At 54.7% G+C, this 19,010-nt stretch carries 13 protein-coding genes and 1 pseudogene; 1 reads left to right on the top strand and 13 read right to left on the bottom strand.

The genetic code is table 11. The annotated features are described in order from the left end of the window. Window positions 1–73 precede the first annotated feature (73 nt). The 13 genes from BM388_RS15915 to BM388_RS15855 all read right to left on the bottom strand — a co-directional run bounded on the left by BM388_RS15915 (window position 74) and on the right by BM388_RS15855 (window position 18,092). Window positions 74–457: an SDR family NAD(P)-dependent oxidoreductase gene (locus BM388_RS15915; protein WP_089851960.1), complete on the bottom strand. Its 384-nt coding sequence runs from the start codon at window positions 455–457 to the stop codon at window positions 74–76. Further along, complete coding sequence (locus tag BM388_RS15910; RefSeq protein WP_089851958.1) at window positions 454–1,656, bottom strand: DegT/DnrJ/EryC1/StrS family aminotransferase; 1,203 nt, start codon at window positions 1,654–1,656, stop codon at window positions 454–456. Before BM388_RS15910 ends, BM388_RS15915 begins: the two co-directional genes overlap by 4 nt. A gap of 307 nt (window positions 1,657–1,963) precedes the next feature. Then, window positions 1,964–3,088 (bottom strand): glycosyltransferase, encoded by a 1,125-nt coding sequence (locus BM388_RS15905; protein ID WP_089851956.1) that lies wholly within the window; start codon window positions 3,086–3,088, stop codon window positions 1,964–1,966. Window positions 3,089–3,132: 44 nt separating this feature from the next. Continuing rightward, window positions 3,133–4,029, bottom strand: a complete 897-nt coding sequence (locus BM388_RS15900; protein WP_089851954.1) for a glycosyltransferase family 2 protein — start codon at window positions 4,027–4,029, stop codon at window positions 3,133–3,135. Beyond that, a complete protein-coding gene (locus tag BM388_RS15895) occupies window positions 3,983–5,089 on the bottom strand; it encodes an EpsG family protein (protein WP_175535128.1) in 1,107 nt (368 codons plus the stop codon). Before BM388_RS15895 ends, BM388_RS15900 begins: the two co-directional genes overlap by 47 nt. 210 nt (window positions 5,090–5,299) lie before the next feature. After that, complete coding sequence (gene asnB, locus BM388_RS15890; RefSeq protein WP_089851950.1) at window positions 5,300–7,240, bottom strand: asparagine synthase (glutamine-hydrolyzing); 1,941 nt, start codon at window positions 7,238–7,240, stop codon at window positions 5,300–5,302. 12 nt (window positions 7,241–7,252) lie between these two features. Next, window positions 7,253–9,433, bottom strand: a complete 2,181-nt coding sequence (locus BM388_RS15885) for a glycosyltransferase (RefSeq protein ID WP_175535127.1) — start codon at window positions 9,431–9,433, stop codon at window positions 7,253–7,255. After that, window positions 9,418–10,518, bottom strand: a complete 1,101-nt coding sequence (locus BM388_RS15880) for a polysaccharide pyruvyl transferase family protein (RefSeq protein WP_175535126.1) — start codon at window positions 10,516–10,518, stop codon at window positions 9,418–9,420. The genes BM388_RS15885 and BM388_RS15880 overlap by 16 nt, the downstream gene beginning before the upstream one ends. Further along, window positions 10,511–11,830, bottom strand: coding sequence for a lipopolysaccharide biosynthesis protein (locus BM388_RS15875; protein WP_089851945.1), 1,320 nt, complete (start codon window positions 11,828–11,830; stop codon window positions 10,511–10,513). Before BM388_RS15875 ends, BM388_RS15880 begins: the two co-directional genes overlap by 8 nt. 196 nt (window positions 11,831–12,026) lie before the next feature. Next, window positions 12,027–14,216: a polysaccharide biosynthesis tyrosine autokinase gene (locus BM388_RS15870; RefSeq protein WP_089851962.1), complete on the bottom strand. Its 2,190-nt coding sequence runs from the start codon at window positions 14,214–14,216 to the stop codon at window positions 12,027–12,029. 46 nt (window positions 14,217–14,262) lie between these two features. Further along, window positions 14,263–14,700, bottom strand: coding sequence for a low molecular weight protein-tyrosine-phosphatase (locus BM388_RS15865; protein WP_089851943.1), 438 nt, complete (start codon window positions 14,698–14,700; stop codon window positions 14,263–14,265). Window positions 14,701–14,702: 2 nt separating this feature from the next. Continuing rightward, a complete protein-coding gene (locus tag BM388_RS15860) occupies window positions 14,703–15,812 on the bottom strand; it encodes a polysaccharide export protein (RefSeq protein WP_089851941.1) in 1,110 nt (369 codons plus the stop codon). A gap of 216 nt (window positions 15,813–16,028) precedes the next feature. Continuing rightward, window positions 16,029–18,092 (bottom strand): polysaccharide biosynthesis protein, encoded by a 2,064-nt coding sequence (locus tag BM388_RS15855; protein WP_217641092.1) that lies wholly within the window; start codon window positions 18,090–18,092, stop codon window positions 16,029–16,031. Between the two features lie 671 nt (window positions 18,093–18,763). Here BM388_RS15855 and BM388_RS15850 point away from each other — a divergent pair. Beyond that, window positions 18,764–19,010, top strand: a pseudogene (locus BM388_RS15850) (IS481 family transposase); the annotation flags it as partial.

The following is a 19,010-nucleotide window of genomic DNA, read 5'->3' as shown; positions in this document are numbered from 1 at the left end:
CCGTTGTCGGAGATCTCGTAGCGTCCTGCCATGGGTCACCTATGCTGCTGTGGCATAGGTGACATTAGCAAATTCAAGTTTTCGGACAAAGCCTAAAGATTAGCCGATAAACACCTGCTGCCTGCATCGCCTGACAGAGCGTGACCGTACCCGCCACATTGAACGCATAATAGGCCAACGGATTCGCCACACTGTCCCCCACGGCCTTAAGCCCAGCAAAGTGAATCTCTGCACTGACCGAATGCTCGCGGAACAGCTTATCAAGCAAGTGACGATTACGAATATCTCCCTGAACAAATGTCAGCCTACGCCCGGTTAAGAGCTCCACTCTATGTAGTGATTCGAGTGAGGCATTGCAGAGGTAGTCTAATACGACCACCTCATGCCCATTTTCCAGCAAGGCAACAACCGGATGGGAGCCGATATATCCTGCACCGCCAGTTACAATAACCGTCATAAGGAAGACCTACAGGATGTGGTTGCCAAGTTCATAACGCTGCTCATAACCTGACAGGTCTTGCCGATCTCGGCATCTGTAAGCGTAGGATGACAGAGAAACATTAGGCTGGTTAGACCCAGCTCGCATGCCACCGGTAAACGTTGTTGAGGACGCCACCCAGTAACATCAAAAGCTTTCTCCAAGTAGACCTCGGAACAAGAACCAGCAAAACATGGAACTCCCCTGGCGACGATCTCGTTGATGATACGGTCACGGTCCCAGTCATTGCCTAGTTGGCTAAGATCCACGAACACATAGCACTTGTAGGCCGCATGCTCGACATGCTCAGGCACTACCGGCACCCGCAGTCCAGGGCAATCACTAGCTACCTGCCAGATACGCTTCGCATTGGCCTGACGAACCGACTTCCATTCCGGCAAACGATTAAGCTGAATACGTCCGATGGCCGACTGAATCTCGGTCAGCCGCCAGTTGGTACCAAAACTTTCATGTAGCCAGCGGAACCCTGGTGGATGCTCTCGCTCATATAGTGCTGCCCAGCTCTTGCCATGGTCCTTATAGGCCCACATACGGCGCCACAACCCCTCATCACTGATGGTAACCATGCCCCCCTCGCCGCCGGTCGTCATGATCTTATCCTGACAGAATGACCAGCACCCGACATGACCGATACTACCCACGCTTTTGCCGCGATAGCGGGCACCGTGGGCCTGCGCGCAATCCTCGATTACATAGAGACCATACTGTTCCGCCACCTCCATCAACGAGTCCATTTCACAGGGCCAGCCGGCCAAGTGAACGACAAGGAGGGCACGGGTGTGGGGGGTAATCTTTTCGATAACCGTCGCCGCTGTAATATTCTGAGAGTCACGATCCACGTCTGCGAATACAGGCACTGCTCCCGCAGTGACTATGCTAGAAACCGTGGCCAAGAAAGTGCGTGAGGTCACGATTACCTCGTCGCGTCGCGCCCTACCACCTATCCCCAGCCCTCTTAAGGCGAGATCCAAGGCATTGGTACCGTTGGCCAGGGCGATCGCAAATTTCGTACCGACAAAATCAGCAAATTCACATTCGAAGCTTCGTCCCTCATTTCCTGTCCAGTAGTTAACCCGATTGGAAAGCAAAACGCGTTGCACAGCCGCTGACTCTTCTTGCGTGAAGGAGGGCCAAGGAGAAAAGGGTCCATTCAGCATTTAACCACCGACGTTCATTCATTAAGCGAAAGGGTCATTACTGGAGAGTTATAAAAAGCCGACATCCTAGTAATGAATTTCAAGCTAGCAATATCACAGCCCACTAAAACCCCAGCACCTGCCGCCAGAGCCTGATACACTGATTTAAAGGCTTACGAGTAAAGTGATTGATGAACACTCCTTAATTTTATAGCACCAACCGCCGAACTCAACAAACCTCATCTTGAAGCTTAAGCTAGACACTCCCTGTTAATTTCTTCAGACGCCAGCCGAAGCCATGTTGCATCATTAAATATACATACAGCCTTCAGGACAATTTATTACCATAAAAATCAACTAAGGATTTTTCCAACGCAGAAGCAGAGAACTCTCTCCTGGCACGTTGCATAGCGCAGCTTGCCATATTATGTCTAAGGCCACTCTGATGGATCATTACCAGCATCTTTTCAGACAGGTCAACTTCAGATTTGACAGCGTGGAGAAGGCCAGTTTCAGAATCAATCACTGCATCAGAAATACCATATATGTTCGAGGCAATGCTGCTTAAACCGCAGGCTGCGGCTTCAATCAAAACCGAACCAAATCCTTCTCTATGGCTAGGCAAACAAAATACGTCTGCTGAATTGAAATAGAATTCTGGCTCGCGCGTGTAGTCCACACGGATGAGCTTTTCAGCAAATTCCATCTCAACCGATCCATCTGCAAACATGCCCGACTCATCCTTTCCCACAATCATCAGCTTAGCTGCTGGACAAATCCTGGAAACCGTTCTAAAGGCTGAAATCAACTCCGGCACACCTTTTTCGGCATTGATACGCCCCAGAAACAAGAAAACAAATTCACTAGGCGTTACACCATGCTGCGCTCTTGTAAAATCTCGTTTACAACCATCAGGCCTAAACCGCTCAATATCAACTCCGGAGATTGATCCATTTAGCAACACGGAGGACTTTTCTTGCTTTACCACCTTTTCCTTTATAAGAAAACTCCGCTGCGAGTGGCTGTCAATCAAGGAATATGTAGAAAATCGATGTGTCAGTTGGTCGAGCAAACGGAGTAACCAACGCGACAAGCCAGAACGTGTTGCCCATACTTGTCCAGTAAAAGTATGGAAACGCACTGGTACGCGAGTTATCCCTGCAGCAATCATGGCTAGCAGACCCGCTTTCGGTGTAATTGAGTGCACCGCGTCATAGCGCTTGTCCGCAAATATCATAATTAACGTAACAAGAGCTACTAGATCATGCCAGAGATGAATATTACGCCGAATCGGGGCATGAATCTCATGTTCTACTTTGAGCGAAGTTTTATAGCCATCAGAGAGGTTTGCAACCAAATCCACATGGTAATGTTCAGACAATGCTGCAATGTGCCCGTGAAGGAAATCATCTGCCGTGGTAGGTGCAGAGACAATAAAAGCGATCCGTTTCATTCAATCTCCTTCAGGAAACTGCCAGAATCATCATCATACTTACTTCATTGAGGAATTTTGGTACTCTGTATATTCCTTATCTCTGAAATGAAAAAATCCTTATCATCCTGTGACAATAAAGTTCTATTCCTGCGTTTCCTAAGCAGATCCAATGATCCAAACGTCGAAAGCGACTGAGCAATCATAAACTTTGCCAAAATGATCAAATAAGCAAAGGTTTTATCCGGTGTCGAAAAACCATGACCAGATTCTCTGAGAATGGTCCGCAGGATTTCACGATAAGCATTCTTGATTTTTAAAGAGGTCACATTACCATCTTCCCGATAATAATAGAGCGGCTTGTTTATAAAACCAACATTAAGGTCATCGTTCGAAAATGCTCGCACCCAAAGGTTGGCATCTTGACCGGTGCTAATCTGCTCACGGTAGCGATTACGCAAAAACCAGGAACGTTTCCCAAGTAAAGACGCATGTACGATTCCAGAATTTGCTAACAAAAGACTTCTTGGAGAAACATCATGACATTCAGGGGGCACGCGTATGCCAAGAGGTTCATTTGCGTTGGACAAGGAACAAACACCGGTCGAGACCAGATCCACTGCTGGCCGGACTTGCAAGAATTCAAGCTGAAGTCTGAGCCTATCGGGGGAAATCAAGTCATCGGCATCCATTCTTGCCATGTAATCGTGGCTTGCCAACTTTGCCATTTGGTTAAGGCGTGCAGCCAAGCGTCGATTTTGACCATCCGAATAAACTGTAACTCTAGGATCTTTGATGGACTTAGCTAACTCGAGAGATTTATCGGTAGACCCATCATCCAATAGTATGAGTTCCCAGTTGACATGCGTTTGAGCAAAAACAGAACGCACTGCGTCAAGAAGTGTATCTTCAGCATTAAAAAAAGGAATACCAATGGATACTGCCGGAAGAGAAGGGCTCATATAGAAGTCTCGGATTCAATCGGTAGGGGTATAGACCACTAAAATTCGATGTCGTCAACATATAGTAAATAAGAGAACAAGCTAAAAAACCAAGTAAAAAAATATTTCTATTCCTCACCTGCTTAAAGCTCATAAGAACCATGGGCCAGAGAAGGATGCTGGTATGGGAAAAATATGCTGTTATTCTTAGAACACCTGAGGGATTGACATTTGCAACAACAGAAGCTAGTGCAGGAATGAGTCCAAGCAGGTAAATGTTTAGCAATCTGCAGTACCAATGTCTCTGCTCATTGATCTGCTCCTTGAACAAAAGCAGCAGAGCACCTTGAATAGCTAGAAAGGCCACTTGAACTTGCCCTCCACCACCGCCTTCCTGTCCATAATCCGCGTATCGTTCGTCTAGAAAGTTGGTGGCAAACTGTGCGATACTGGAAATAGAAATTGCTAACACTGCCGTCCCAACCACTACGATGAAAACGTCTCGAAGACCGATATTGGCTCTTGATAAAAAGTAAAGGGGAGCAGCTATAACGGCTGTAGCATGAAATAGTGTGGCAGTCGCTATCAATATGAAGTATGGCATTGTTTTACGCTCAAGCAGATAGGGCAATGCGAAAAAACATAATGCCACAGCTAGCCCTTGTCGCGCTGCGTTAAAGAAAAAGGTATAGGCTCCCAAGGTAATGAATATAAAAATCGCAAATTCGTAATTTTTTACCAGGGCCCCGATAGTCGACAAATAGCTTCCAACAACCAGTGCCGCTACCAAAACAAGTAATATCGCATAATTATCTGAAAGCGATGAACTAATCATTACGATAAAACTAAAACCAAGCTCTACGTGAAAATCTAGTGCCTCTTCATAAGAAGTTACCATTGAAAGCCAGCTCACATATGTGCCCGTATCAGTACCTACGGTACGGTCACGTAATCCAGCAAAAAAAATCAGCATTAAACCGACAAGCACAAGACTACAGCGCTGAACCCCGTTACTGCCAGAACTCCGTCCAAGCGAAACAATTGCAACAACGATTATCAATAACGCGAAATACGGAATCATGATTTGTAAACATCCATCATTAAATTCTCTTCTGCAGTCATTGAAGAAAAACATTTCCCAGAACTAAATTTTCGAATTACTTACTAGTACCGAGGGCCATCAAGAAAGTTTTTACTTCATTTTCACCACTTAATATTAAAGCATTAAGCTCTAAACCACATTGAAAACCAGAGCCTCCGTAACGCAATTTAACAACCATCGCCTTAATTATTATTCATTCATCGGCGGATGTTGTGCAAGCCAACTCTGAAACATGAGAACGGACCACAACTGGTGTCCATTATTGTGACGCCCTTCCCGATGCGCTCGCCAAACGCGCTCAACCACCAAAGGGTCAAAGTAGCCTTCTCGCTGAATTCGATTCGAATCCAGCAAGTCTTCCGCCCACTCGCGCAGGGGCCCGCGCAACCAGGTATCCAACGGCACACTGAATCCCTGCTTCGGGCGTTCAAACATTCCACGCGGTAGGTGCTTTGCTAGGCACTCGTGAAGGATCGCTTTGCCTCTGATTCGATCCAGCTTGCATGAGAGCGGAAGCCTGGAAGAGAGCTCCACGACCTCCTGGCTCAAGAAAGGAGCACGAGTTTCCAGCGAACAGGCCATGGCGGAGCGATCCACCTTGACCATCACATCGTCCGGCAGGTAGGTCAGGGCATCCGCTTCCATCATAAAGGGCACAAGGTCGATCGATTCTGCTCGACTCAGCACCTGATAGACACTGTCGCGAGGATCCTGCTCCAGCCCCTTGACGATGGGGGCGTCGATCCACTGCATCAGCATCCCGACATAAAGATCTCTGGCCGAGTGTGCACCAGCCATGCGTGGCAAGTAGTAGCGCGATTTCCGCAGCAAGTCGAGCCCGCGGTTGCCACCAAGCGCCGCGATATGGTCCAGGAGAGCAGGCTGCACCATGGCGTTGAGAGACGCCCAAATCAAGCGAGGCGTCATGCGCATTCGGCCCCAAGCTTTTGGAATACGCCGGTAGCGCCCATAGCCACCGAAAAGTTCGTCGGCACCATCGCCACTGAGCGCCACCGTGACATGCCGGCGCGCCAATTCCATCACGCACATCGTCGGGATCTGCGAGGAATCCGCCATCGGCTCGTCGAGCAAGCCGGGTAGCCTGGGTATGAGCCCCAAGGCATCGGTTGGCGTAAGAATCATCTCATGATGATCCGTGCCAAGATGTTGCGCTATCTGCCGTGCATACCGGGATTCATCTGTGGAAGACTCGTCGAAACCGATCGTGAAGGTCTTGATTCGCTCGCTTGACTCGCTCTGCATCAGCGCGACCACCAGGGATGAGTCGATGCCACCGGACAGCAGCGCGCCGAGCGGAACATCCGACAGCATCTGACTCTTCACCGAACGTCGCAGTGCCGCGTCCACCTGCCCGAGACAAGCGTTTAGCCCGCCGTTACTGGATGGCTCCAGGTGAGACCCTGAGCGAGTCGCCAGGGGGAACGTCCAGAACGGTGTCGCCTGGGCCGATTGATCAGTTGGTGCTTTAAGATGCAGGTAAGTCCCTGGCATCAACTTGCCGATTTCGCGGTAAATGGACCATGGGGCCGGGATATAGTTAAGCGATGCAAGCAAAAAGAGTGACGATCTGGAGACAGATAGGCCAGTCCCGCTAGAGTAAGCGAGGATCGCCCTCAGTTCCGAAGCAAATACGAAGTCGCCATCGATCCAACCATAGTAGAGAGGTTTTTCACCCATTCGATCGCGCGCCAGCCACAGTGACCGACTAGACCGATCCCAGGCGGCAACCGCAAACATCCCCACCAGCCTGAGCAAGGTCTGATCGAATCCCCAAAGCGCAATGGCGCTGACGAGGGTCTCGGTGTCGGAGTGCCCGCTCCAGCAACCACCGGTTGCGCGCTCGATATCCCGCCTGATCGCATGGTGGTTGTAGATCTCACCGTTGAAGACGATGACCCAGCGACCGCAGGGGGATTCCATCGGCTGCTTTCCGGCCTCCGTCAGATCCTGCACGGCAAGGCGCCGATGCCCAAGGGCGATACCGGCGTCAATATCGCTCCATAGCCCATCACCATCGGGCCCTCGATGCCGTAGCCGCTCCGACATCCGGGACACGGCCGCCGGCAACGATCGGGAGGTGACAGAGAAGGCTCCGGCTATGCCACACATTGGCGCTTCTCCCTAGTCGATGGCACGGCAAGACGTCTCGATTTGATAGAGACGGGCTAATCGATCCATTGCGCCGGATGCGCAGTAACCGGTCGACTCGAGTATCACCCGACGTTCCACCGTCGAAGGCTTATCCTTATCGCGGCAGGCTATTAGCGCATCCGCCCACTCATCTGCCAAGCGTCCCGCATCCGCAGACTCGAGCGCATCGGGCACCGCATAAAAGGAGACCAGCCCCATGCCCAGGTCCACCTCGGTGGACACGCGGTCAGAAACGAGGCAAGGCACACCGGCCGCCTGTGCCTCGACCAGTACCACCGGAAATCCCTCAACAAAGGATGGCAGGACGAAAACATCGGCAGCATTGAGCAGCTGCGGAATATCGTCCCTGACGCCCAGAAATTTCACATGATCGTTTAGCCGGTGCCGCGCAACTGCTTCCCTCAGCTGACCCTCCATTTCTCCCCGCCCGGCCAACAGGGTCACGAAGTCCTGGCACTGCTCTTTAAGCCGCCTGGCAACCTCGATAATAAACAGCTGATTCTTCACCTTATCCAGCCGCGCAACCTGCAACACGACACGAGTCTCCGCGCCAATCAGGAGCTCATCTCTAACGGCTTGTGAGGCCTCACCACGCTCCTGCAAGTAGAGAGAGCTCTCAATTGCATTCGGAAGGATCGTGACGTTATCACCGGGGCGATAAAGAAGAGCTGCCGCCCTCTCCCCACAGGCCACCTTGTGCGTGGCGAATAGTCGAAGAAAGACCGGAGCCACAGCCTGATAGACGCTTTGCGCTAGCGAGGGGCAGTCGACATCAGTAACGTGTGCATGTGAAATCCGGATTGGGATCCTGGCCAGGACGGCGGCAAACAGCGGAAATATATTGCTGAAGTTCGTGTGGGCATGAACGGCACACCACTTGCTCTGTCGAAAGATGCGGGTCATGGCGATTGCTCGCTTGAGCCAGCCGGCGTCGCCCTCTATCTGAATGATCTCTCCCCCGAGCGTCCTTATCTCCGCATCGTAGTCACCCTCCTCAGTGGTATACACCAGGAAATCCAATTGCAGGCGGGTTCGGTCAATGGCTCGATAGTAATTCATCAGCATGGTCTCGGCGCCTGCGCGATCCATTCGGCCGACGATATGCAAGACACGCTGCGGATGCGGAACAGCCTGGTGCTTCATTCTTTCAGCCCCTTTGCCCTTCACTGCTGTCTTATCAAAGAACGATGCCGCGATCGCCTTTAGCGAACGGACCAACCGCAATCCCGCGCCAGAGAGGGGGGGGGGCAAGGCAAGCAAGAGCGCCATTAGCGCCGTCCTTCCATCTCGCGGTGGCACGGTGGCAACGCCCAGCAGCTCACCCCGTAGTCGCCGCGCGGTCATTATGGCCTCGGGCAGCAGGCGATTCTCCACCCGTATCAATACCGTCCAAAAGGTGCCATGCACCTTTTGGTACAAGACAGATGCTGCATCCCGTCCCCCTTGCTGGCGCACCATTTCCAGCACCAGCCGCTGAACCTTGAACTGATCCAGCAGCTTGCGACCCCGGGAGGCGGTTATGGAGCTGCCACGTTGGCGATAGTAGTACCACTGCCCGGCGAGCGTATGCATGGAGTTGGAGACGAACCCAAGCTGCCAATGAAACGGCCAATCCTCATAGTAGAGCCCTATGGGGAAGCGCAGGCAGGGATCGCGCAGCAGGTCAGCGCGAATGAACTTCAACCACGCAAAATGGTGCAGTCTGAAGTACTGCACGGCATCGAGAGACTCGGTGCCCAGGGTATCAACGACTCTTCCGGTCTCGGGCAAGGCGTCGCCATCCTCGAAGGGCACAAAATCGAACACCACGACGTCGGCGCCGGACGCCTGGGCATGAGTGAGGCAGGACTTGACGAGTGCCGGGGCGATGGCGTCGTCGGAGTCGACGAACAGGACAAAGTCACCGGTGGCCGCTTCGATACCGGTATTTCGTGCCGCGGAGAGGCCTGCGTTTCGCGCGTGTCTGAGTAGGCGCACACGAGGGTCGACCAGATGTCGCTCCGCCAGGGAGACCGAATCGTCGGTCGAGCAGTCTTCGACCATGATGATCTCGAGCCGCTGATAACTCTGGCCGCGAATCGAGTTCAGACAGCAGTCGAGATAGCTCGCCACGTTGTAGATAGGAACGATCACACTCACCAGTGGTTGCATGATACCCCGCATGATGAGACCAAGGACTGTCTCAAGGCTTCGTAGCGGCTGGGGTCGACCGGTGGGCCCACCCGGGGCCGCCCACCAGCGAGCAACGCCTCGACGGCTTCGGGGAGCATCTCGAAGTCATCCGGCGCCAAGAACTTTATCCATGGCTGGTCGGCGAGCCAGTCGAGCCAGGTCTGACGAATCTTGTGGTTGGCGTTGGGGTAAACCATACAGGGCGTGCCAGCCACCACCGCCAGGATCATGCCGTGCAGGCGATCGGTGACGACAAGCCTGGACGCGCCGAACTGATCAAGCTTGTCGGCCAATAACTGCGAACGCCGCGATTCGTCGAGACGCGAGCCGCCAGCATGGGTATCGGTGGTCTGCACCGCCAATCCTGTGCCGGCCAGGGCAGCCGCCACCTGCTCACGCTGTCGGGAGTCGAGGGCTCGCTCGCAATCATCGCGCATGCAGAGCAGGATGCCGGTTGGCTGGGCATTTGCCCTGGCTCCGAGATCACCGGGGGACGCACGTAGCACGATGTCTGGCGAGTAGCCAACTGTCACGTTCGTATGCCCGGCAAACATCGCTTCCAGCTTGGCATGGGTAACAGACTCACGCGCAAACACATGGATATCCGGGTGACGTGAATAGGTGCGTACAATACGCGCCAAAGCTTTCTGCGATGCCTGGCTATCATCCCAGTCAAGCGTTTGCGGGAAGCAGATGATCCGGTTATTAGGAAATGAGCGGATGACAAGTTGCCGTAACGCCTCGATGTCCGGATAAAGCGAGCCCATGTTGCCGCCGCCAACAGTCGTCACCAGGTCATCTGGCCCCACCTGCCGGCGCAAAGAGCGGATGACCTCACGTGTCCTGCTGATGGGAATCGGCACCACTCGGTATCCGGGGAGACTGCGAGCCAGAAACCCTTGCTGTGCTGCCGAGATCGCCAGATCGCCAATATTGCCGTAATCGGCGGCAAGAAACATGACGACCCGGGGCGCATCGGGAAGGCGCATGTGTTCGGCACATAACACTCTTCTTGCTGCAACCTTTAAAGGGACCGGGACCCTAGCCTTGATGCCATCAAGCATATTCCTGTTCTCGCTTGATGCCCAACGCCCGCCTGAAGACGACCAACAGAAGGACGCCATACCCCACCGCATTGACGAGCGCGAATACCGCGACGGCCGTAAGGTCGCTTCCCAGGCTGGCGGCAACAAGCAGTGAAGCAATTCGAACGAAGGTAATCACCACCTCATAGACAAGGAGTTCGCGCTGAAGCCGAAGCGCCGGCATTGCCGCCACGGCGGGCCTGGTCGCCAGTACGCTGGCCATCCACAGGGCTATCCACCTGGTGTACTCGCCGGCACGCAGCCACTCCTCGCCAAATACCAGGGGGAAGATCACATCCCCCCACAGGGCGATAATGCCGAACGGAACTGCCCCAATCAGCAGCATGCCAAGCGTTGCTCGCTGGATATGCGTAACAGCGCTTGTTGGACTGGTTCGTACCACCTCAGTAATCCGAGGAAAAAATACCTCCAGGACCGACTGCCCAAGCAGCATGATGGGAGCACCAAGGACCAGGGTGGCTATCGAGTACTGCCCCGCTACTGAAGTACTAAAAAGAGCAGAAAGGGCCAATACGGGAAAACCGAACGATAGGGCATTAATGATGCCCTGTGGCATCCGATACCTCATGAAGTCACGCTGCTCGAAGGCAGCATGGCGGATACCGTCAGTACCCAACCAGCGCCGTACTTCGAAGGCTCCCTGCCTCGGTACGCGTGCCAAGAGCATCAGATAATTGAGCATCTTGCTTACCATCAACAACAGAATAAGAACTAGCCCGGAAGGTGCTAAGAAGCCGCCGGCGAGCTTGCCGATGTTCACCAGCAGCGTGCTGCTGACATAGGCAAGCGCTTTCGCCTTGAACAGACCCTCGCGGATGGCCATCTGATCGGCGACCGACAGCAGCGCCACCACCACGAGATAGATCGGGATCAGGTACAACAAGCCTGGCGCCGACTCCAGACCGGTCCAGGTGGCCAGCCGGACCTGGAAGAGGGTCACGGCGATCAGCACCACGGGCGCCACGACGGCCGCGCATACCAAAGACAGGCGCGCCACTGCCGTCGCCCCCTCCTCTGTGGCTGGCATCACGATGGCATTGGCATAGCCCAGCGTGGCCAAGGGGGTAATGATATTGACCACCGCCGTAAAGGCGGCCAGTGCACCGAATGCCTCCGGGCCGTACAGCCGGGTAAGGAAGGGGGCAAAGGCCAGCGAGATCGCCTGCGCTGACGCAACCCCTGTTGCCAGCGTGGCGACATTGCGCACGAAGTGGCTGCCGCCAAACGCCCGCGTGCGGTCACGCAGGCGGTGCAGCGCAGCACTGCTCATGGCGTCGCGGCGCCTTTGGCGAGGGCAGGGTCCGAATAAGCGAAGTTCATCAGTCGATGCATATCTATCCGTATGAGGAATGTTAGCAGTCACGCAGGGCGACCTGTCTCAGCACTTGACGGAGCGCTTGACTGAGTGGAAACGTCAGCAAGCGGCGGTGTTGCTGAACGGAGTGTTCATTTGTGAGCGGTTTCTCTCAGCGGTACTGGTAGTGATAGTGGCCATAGTAGCCACCGGCCGTTGAAGGCTTGCGCTCTACGGCATTGAGCACGGCGCCACGTACCTGAACGCCGCTGTCTTCCAGGCGTCGCTTGGCAGCCTTGATCTCGCGAACGGGGTTCTTCTCGAAACGTGCCACCAGCAGAGTGGTGTCACAGTGCTTGCCGACGACACTGGCATCGGTGACAGCCAGGATCGGGGGGGTGTCGACCAATACCAAGTCGAACCTGTCACTAAGCGATTCCATGGCCTGCCCCATGCGAGACTGCATTAGCAGCTCGGAAGGGTTGGGGGCTACCCTGCCACGGTTGATCACATGGTAGTTGTCGATTCCGGTGGGTCTAATGATATCGGTAAGCTCGCACTGTCCAGCCAGATAATCGGAGAGCCCGGGGCTTGCGTCCAACTGGAAGGCCCGATGCAGGTAACCCTTGCGCAGGTCGGCATCAACCAGCACAACCCTTTTGCCTGCCTGAGCGAAGACCGAGGCAAGATTGATTCCCAGGAAGCTCTTGCCTACTCCTGGGCTTGAGCCCGTAATCATGATGCGGTTATTGCTGCCTTCTAGCAGCGCGAAGTGCAGGCTGGTGCGTAGCCCGCGTAGGGCTTCGATGCTCAGATCACTCGGGTCAAGTTTAGCCAGTACTCCAGTTACGGCATTTTTGGCCGTCGTGCCTATACCGCGTCGCTTGACACGCTTTGTCAGTCGCATCTGGCCGCGGGAAAGCGGAATGGTGGCATAGACGGGAATCCCTGCCGCCTCGATCTGGTCCGGCGAGGTGACACCACGGCGCAGCAATTCGCGCACCAGCACAAGGCCAATGCTCAGCACCAGACCCAGCAGCGTCGCCATCAGAAGGATCCGGCCGCGGTTGGGGGCCACCAGGCCGCTGATCACCGCGCTGTCTATGATTCGCACGTTGCCGATGGTGCCGGCACGGGCCACCTCCAGCTCCTGAATCTTGTTGAGCACATTGACGTAGATCGCCTGGGTGACATCTACGTCACGACGCAGACGAACCACCTCCTGCTGAGCGGCGGGTAATTCGTTCACCCGATCGTTCAATTCGGTGCGATCCAGCTGGATCTGACGTCGCTGGCGTAGCAGAGCCTGGTAGCTAGGGTGGCTGGGCGTGTAACGCTGAGCCAGCTCGGCCTCCTGAAACTCCAAATCGTTCAGTCGAGTTTCCAGATCTATATAGCGTCCGATGGCGGCCTCAGACTCGCTGTCGAGATCGACACTGTCCAGACCGGAGCGATATTCATTCAACCGAACTTCGGCTTCGGTCAGTTGAGCACGTAGTTCGGGGGCCTGCGCTTCCAGGAATTCCAAGCTCTGCTGGGCTTGTGCTGACTGGCGCTCGACATTCTGTGTCAGGAAGGTTTGCGCCACGGCGTCTAGTGTACGGGTCAGCTCGACCGGATCATCACCGACTATTAACAGTCGCAACATGCCGGTAGCCAACTCAGAGGAGGATTCTCGAATCTGCAATCGCGCCCCGATGCTCTCTATCGCCGAAGTACGGTGCTGCTTCATTAGCCGAAAGCGAGCACCGGGCGCCGCGGCGAAGCCATCGACACGCAAGATCAGATCATCGTCGAGGAACCGTTCCACCTGCCCGATAAGACCGCTGCCGATCGGCACATCGTCCAGCAGTACTTGGTAGCCTTCCTGCAGGCGCTCGACAAGAATCTTCTGTCCTCGGCGGCTGTCGGCCAGGCCGAAACGCGTCACGTCTAGGAATTCATCGCCCCAGACTTGGGGGTGGCCGACCATGAACTCTGGCCGAGGAATACGGTGGCGCTGAAGGAAATTACCAATGACGGGGAGTTCTACCGGTTGAATGATGACATCCCGCTCGAGGCGATCCACGACCTGGCCCAGCACCATGCGAGACTGCAGGATCTGCACTTCGGCCGGTGTATTGAGTTCTTCCGCGCCCATGACGCTGCCCACGGTACCTAGAGGGCTGATGCTGGAGCGCCGTTCCACCTGCACCAGGGCATTGGCCTGATAGATCGGAGTCGCCAGCTGCCCTTGAACGTACCCGAATCCGGCGAAAAGCAGCGTAATAAATACGATTGGCCATTTGCGATCCATCAACACCGCAAAGAGTCGTCCGAGATCGACTTCCCTGGTGTCCTGACTTGGAGGTGTCTCGTTCATGAGCTCTACTGCGGCAAAAGAAGAATGGGAAGCCCTGGTGTGGGCGTCAGAGCCGGTCTGCCCAGAGGCGAGTGGCCTCCTGAAGCAGTCGGTGAACATGCTTGAATACCTCCGGGCTCTTGCGGTAGGGATCAGGGATGTCTGTCGCCTGCTCCTGGCTCAACCACTTGCCCAGGAGCAGCGTCTTGCCACGTGCCTCCGGCCAGCGCTTGGCCAAGGCCTGGCGCTGGCCGTCCGTCATGACCAGCACCAGATCGGCTTCGGCAAGCATGCCGGTTTCGAGCTGCCGCGCTTGATGGACATCGACGTCAAGTCCGTCAGCTTCCGCCAGTTGGCGTGCCTGAGCATCCACCGGCTGCCCAACTAAGGCCCCCAGGCCGGCGGAAGTTACCGTTAGCCGTGGCAACTGACATTGCAACAAGGCCGCCGCTACCGGGCTGCGACAGATGTTGCCGGTGCACACGATCAATATATGCTGGAACATGACTAGAGCAGACCCTCAGCGCTGCCACTGATGTCACCCGGAAGCGTCAGCGACGGCAAAAGCAAGCTGATCACGCGGTTCCATCGAGCCAGCGGTGCGGTAGTGACGTACACCACATCACTGGCCTCAAGCGGGAACTTGCTGGCCATCATATAGGCAGTGGCATCGCTCACATCGAGCTGATACACCGTTGCCAGCTTGCTGCTTTCCAGCGAGTGTGGGCGTAGTACAAAGATGCCCGAGGCATCTCCACGCTCTTCATTGATGCCACCGGCTCGAGACAAGGCGTCGGTCAGGGAGAGGAGCTCTCGGTTCATGGGAATATTGCCGGGCGACACAACCTGGCCGAGCATGGCGACACCTTGGTTGTCGGCACTGGCCAAATGCAGCTGGTCACCGTCTCGAAGCAGGCGATTCTGGGTCTGGTCTCCCTCGCTGAGCAGGGAAAACAGCGACAGGTGCTTCTCTTCACCGTTACGAATCAAGGAGAGGTCATGCCAGTAGGCATCGCCGGTGGGCCCTCCGGCGGCACTGATGGCATCCACGATGGTCAAGGGCACATTGGTGATGGGAAAAGCGCCTGGAGAGCCTACCGCGCCGGTCACATACGCCTTCTTTGAATTGAACTGGGCGACGAACACATCCACTTGCGGATTGGCCAAGTACTGAGACAGGCCACGTGTGAGCTGCAAGCGGATGTCATCGGTTGACTTACCGGCGACAATGATGCGCCCCAGGAAGGGATAGAAGATGGTGCCATCTGGCCGGACGATGTGGCCAGCTTCTGCCGCGCTGCGCTCAGCGCCGGCTGGAATGGTGAGCTCGGGATGATCGTAAACGATGATGCTGAGGATATCACTGGGACCGACATGGTAGTCATACTCGGCAATCTGGCGCCGCAGCGCATCCGGCTGAGGTTTAGCGGTCGGCCTCTTGCGTTTGATGCGTTGCAATAGTTCTGGCGTAATGGCTTCAATAACCACACTTTCAGAAAGATCGACGCTTTCATCGGCGCGATGCTCCATGTGGCTCCCAGGAGCAATGACACATCCCGCCAGTCCAAGCATGGTCAGGCCTACCAGCATTGATCTAAGTGATCCGGGTATTGCCATGAGAGTCTTCCCTGTTTCTAGGGTTTGCCAGGTTTGGCTTTTCCCACGCTACCGCCACGAGGTGATGGCACATCCTCGAGGCCTGTCAGTCATTTTGTCGCCGTTAGTCCGAAAAGCGGAGCTCACCAGCCGGCGATAGTTATTCGTACCTGCCTGCCGTTTTGAACATCTGCAGCGCCTTATCCGCTCCTGGCTGGGCCTGAGCGAACACGGCATTCAGGTTCCGGGTGCCTGCAACCCTGCCCAAGAAGGAATCACATCGGCGGTGCTCTGGAGTGCTTCAATAGGCCGCGGCGACTCGGTTTTAGCCGTCTGCTCTGTCGCCTGTCCGCATGGCACCTTCTGCAGCCAGCCGATATCCACCAGCTCGTGCCCGGGTACATAGCCGACCGGAATTGAAAGAAGAATTTTGCGAACCTGATCCATATCCTGCTGTTGGCATGCCCGACCAAGTGCTTTCAGCGACGGTTGTAGCGATTCCCAATCGAGCATTGTCTCGTTGGCCGTCATGATCCGTGGATGAGTCGTGTACTCTGCGGCTTCGGCAATCAGCAGCTCTTCATAGAGTTTTTCGCCGGGGCGTAGGCCAGTAAACTCTATGGCGATATCGCCTTTTCTGCAGGGGGAGGCAGATGGCGTGCTGAGCCTCGTATCGTCGTTCGGCGCGCTGGCGTCGAGGAAGTAGGGCTGCAGTCCGCTCAGGCGAATCATGCGGTGAGCCAGTTCCACGATTTTGATCGGCTGCCCCATATCCAGAATAAAGACATCTCCACCACGGGACATCGCGCCCGCTTGGATCACCAGCTGAGCCGCTTCGGGGATGGTCATGAAGTAACGAGTTATATCGGGATGGGTAACGGTAAGGGGCCCTCCCCTTTCGATCTGCTTTCTAAACAGGGGGACTACGGAGCCGGAAGAACCAAGCACGTTGCCGAATCGAACCATCGAGAAGCATGTACCGGACTGCTGCTTGGCAAGAGCCTGGCAGACCAATTCGGCCATCCGCTTGGTGGCTCCCATCACGTTGGTCGGCCGCACGGCTTTGTCCGTAGAAATCAACACGACTCTTCCGACCCTTGCCGACACGGCTGCCTTGGCCATGGCCAGTGTACCGAAGACATTGTTGCGAATGCCCTCGGCCATGTTCTGCTCCACCAAGGGAACGTGCTTGTATGCAGCGGCATGATAAATTGTGTCGACACTAAACATCCGCATGAGCGCTTCAAGGCGCCCACCGTCCCGCACCGAGGCGAGAATGGGAAGACAAGAGACCTGCCCCCCTTCTCCCAGTTTCAACTGCTCAATATCTTTTTCTATGAGATAGAGTGAATATTCCGACACGTCGACCAGCAGAAGCTGCCGAGGATGCTGTCTGAAAATCTGACGGCTGAGTTCACTGCCGATGGAACCGCCGGCACCCGTGACCATTACCACCTTGCCAGTGATATCAGCTCCCATCAGCGACTGGTCGGGCGGGATGGGATCCCGACCCAGCAGATCTTCGATAGCAACGTCTCGCAGTTCGGTGACCTTGGCCTTGCCCGATACCACATCGGCCATATCGGGAACGGTCTGGACCGGAATCTTCATCGTCTCGACAGACTCGATGATTTCCTGTCGCCGGGCACGTGTGGCTCCGGGAATGGCCAGGAGAAACATCTGGACACCGTATGCTTTGATAATGCGACCGCACTCTTCAGGCGGGTAGACCTTAAGCCCCTGGACATGGCTACCCTGGAGACGAGGTGCGAAGTCCAGGAATGCGACAGGCTCGTATTCGCGTCCATGGCGAAGCGACATGGCCAGTTGGCGTCCGGCCGCCCCAGCTCCGTAGATCAGGACACGTTTCTTGTGTTGCTGTTGCTCACGCAGGTAGAAATAACGAAGCCCAAACCTGACTCCGCCGACCGTGAGCAGTGCAAGCATGGCATAGAGAAAGGGGATCGAACTGGGAATAGGGAGATCGAACAGTAGCGCCGTTACGCCGAGTACGCTTGACGATGCCACGACACCAATCAGGATCGTCTGGGTTGTTTTCAGGCCAAGGTGACGAATGATCGCTCGATAGAAGCCGAGCCATGCGAACAGGGCGATGCTGATGGGTACGACTATAGGCAACGCGAGCCATACGCCAAAGTGGCTGAGAAAATCGAAGTTATCGAGCCTCAGCCACATTGCCCCCAGAAAGCTGGCCACGATGAGTACGACGTCTGCCACCACTTCCATAATTCGCTTGGTAGTGCGAGACAGCCCGAATAGCATTGATAAGACTGGCGGCATGGAAAAAACCTTCTTGGCCCTATCGGTGGTGATAGAAGTACTCACACCATGACGTACAGGCAGACAAGCATGTTCTTGACGCCAAGGTTTACCCAATCAGCACCCCAAACTTACTCCATGGTTACATGCGGTAGCAAACAAAAACACGCTTGTCGCAGAAATAACACACCACGAAGTAGGTCCATCTCATACTGGTCGTCAGACCCTCAGTCTTTCTCACCTTCTTAAGATTCGATATTAATCTTATGTTTTTAATAGATAAATTTTCCTACCTAGCACGTCACCACCGCCGCCAGACGCTACAGATAACTGATTGCCATAGAGAAAAAGGAAATCTCTAACACTATAAGTATTAAAATTTCTAATAAAATAATTACGACTATGTCTAGGAGTCACGAACAAAAGACCTACACTGCGGATATTGTTTTTCTAGTGAAAAATATTTAATAAATTGATTTTCAGCTTTTAATTCGGTATCCATGGATTCATAGAATAATCCCAGCACGTCGGAACGCACTGTAGAGGCAGCCCCGGGCGAGATGCATGCATGAATGACCTTCTCCCTGGTTTTGACCTTACCTGTAGGATCCCGGATGATCAGATCGCCTATAGAAGTTATCCTCTGCTAGCAGCCAGAGAGCTTCTACAGCAATTCATTCGGGAGCAGGTTCATGGACATCAAGCTGCATAAGCAGGCTACGACGACACCGAAGATCCGTGCCGAGATCCAGGCAGCCCCCTCTAGCATCACGGATAGCGAGTTGGCCCGCCAATACGGCGTCGCCACCGCGACTATCCGGCGTTGGCGGTACCGTGACGATGTCCACGACCGACCGCACACGCGGCACAACCTGCTGGCCACGCTCACGCCCGAACAGGAAGAGGTGCTGATCGCGGCTCGTGAATTCCTTCGCCTTG

It is taken from the genome of Halomonas saccharevitans (genome assembly GCF_900116405.1).
GTDB classification, from domain to species: Bacteria; Pseudomonadota; Gammaproteobacteria; order Pseudomonadales; family Halomonadaceae; genus Halomonas; species Halomonas saccharevitans.
This window is presented reverse-complemented; position numbering and strand designations above follow the sequence as displayed.